Annotated in this window: 1 protein-coding gene and 1 pseudogene; both read left to right on the forward strand. The window is 65.9% G+C overall.

Annotated features, from left to right (window positions below; translation table 11 throughout):
• Nucleotides 1-269: 269 nt before the first annotated feature.
• Nucleotides 270-1085, forward strand: a pseudogene (locus ACWGJB_RS47785) (IS5 family transposase).
• A gap of 111 nt (nt 1086-1196) precedes the next feature.
• A complete protein-coding gene (locus ACWGJB_RS47790) occupies nt 1197-1709 on the forward strand; it encodes a hypothetical protein (protein ID WP_453386305.1) in 513 nt (170 codons plus the stop codon).
• The last annotated feature ends 287 nt before the right edge of the window (nt 1710-1996 follow it).

The raw sequence follows: 1996 nt of genomic DNA on the forward strand, positions 1-1996 counted from the left end.
CGGGGCGGTGGTGTTCTTCTACGCCCCACCAAACAACCCCCCCCCCGTCCCCGCTGCTCAAAAAGAATACACCACCCCCCCCGCCCGCTCTGCTCTGGCGCCCCGGACCACGGCGGGAGTCTGCCGACAGCGCCGGACGAAAGCGAGCACTGCCCGAACGGCTGAACCTGCTGGTCATAGCGCGCTATCGCCTACATGCCCCCCAGGCTGAGATGCTCAACTGTGATCATCCGCCGTCCCTACTGATCCGTGGTGGCCAGGTCACAGTCCTGCACTCCCGCGGCTGGATCGTGCCGGACGGGCCTGGGGGAGATCACCGAGCCGCTGATTCCCGGGCAACGAGCACGGCCGCAGGGCGGCGGGACTGCCAACGTGCCTGATGAGACGCTGTTCGCGGCCATCATCTACGTCCTGGTCAGCGGCTGTGCCTGGCGGGCACTGCACCGCCCTGCTTCGGGATATCGAAGTCCACCGCCCATCGCCGGGTCCTGATCTGGTCCAGAGCCGGCGTCTGGGGCCGCCTCAACGAAGCCGTGCTGCACCGCCTCGACGACGCCGGCCTCATCGACGTCACCCGCGTCGTCCTCGGCACCGCCCACGTCAGGGCTAAAAAAAGGGGCGAACACACAGGTCCCAGCCCCGTGGACCGCGGCAAGCCGGGTTCCAAGATGCACATCCTGTCGGACGCGAACGGACTGCCCCTCCTCGTCGGCATCTCGGCCGGCAACACCCACGACAGCGAAGGTCTGAAGCCCATGGTCGAGGGTCACCAAACGAGACAAGGCCCTCACAGCGGCCGGCACTTCAAGCCCCAGCGCCTGCACGCCGACAAAGCCTACGACCGCGCCGACCTGCGCAGATGGCTTCGCTGGAAACGAATCGGCGTGCGCATCGCCCGCAGAGGCATCGAGTCCGGCGAACGATTAGGACGACGCCGATGGGTCATCGAACGCACCATGTCGTGGCTCTCGGGCTACCGCCGACTCAGCCCCCGCTACGAACGCCACCCCCGAAACTACCTGGCCTTTCTCGGACTTGCCGCCGCCCTGTGCTGCTACAAGCGACTCGTCCGCCTCACCACGTAGGACACGGTCTTAGGTAGGCCACAAGTCCGCCATGCCGCGTTCGGGTGATAGACACCTCCGATACATGATCGCGTCGGTTCGTCTTTCGGCACCGCTCCTAGCGTCAAGGACATGACATCTCGTGCACGATGGAACCGCTCCGCACCCGTCGCGGCGTTGACCGCCCTCCTCTTCGCGGGTTCCGGCGCCCTGTCGACCGCGTCGGCCGCGACCACGTACTGGCAATTTTCGAACGAGAACAACGGCCTGTGCCTGACAGCCTCCACGCAAACCAGCAACGTATGGATGGCCACCTGCGAATCGAGCTCCTCAAAATTGTGGGACTGGATCGGTCCGGTCGATCCGGACGGGGACGGACAGCACATGCTGAAGAATGTTGCCAATGGTGACTGTCTGATGACCGACTTCAAGACCGCCCGTAACTCCGTGTGGACGAGCCCGTGCACCGGCAAGCTTGGCCAGTATTGGGACAACGACAGTCCGAACTGGCTCGATGCCGACCAGAGTCCCTGGTCCCTGCGAACTTCTCCGGGGACGGTAGCGGTCTTCAACTCCAATTCCGCGACCGACCCGGACATCGGCATCCCCCTTTCCACCCACATCTGGTGGGGAGCCCACACGTAACTGGGGACGAAGCGGCCCTCACGGCGCGGCTGGTGTCTTCTGCTCGCGGGACTCACGACCGCGGCGTGAGTGCCTGTGCCGCACTGAGCAGCACGCGGCCCGCCGTCCCGTGGGGGAATCGGCGAGCCGTCGGGGGCCCCTCCGTGGCGCAGCACGACCGCACGCCGGGCGCTTCCTCGTGCGACTGGGCGCGCTACTGATTCCCAATGTGGTTGTCAACGCCTGGCTCGTAACTGGCCGTAGCTGCCTCAGTCGAGGATGACAGCGCGGGGCGGCGGGCTGCTTTC

Source organism: Streptomyces sp. NPDC054813 (genome assembly GCF_053611365.1).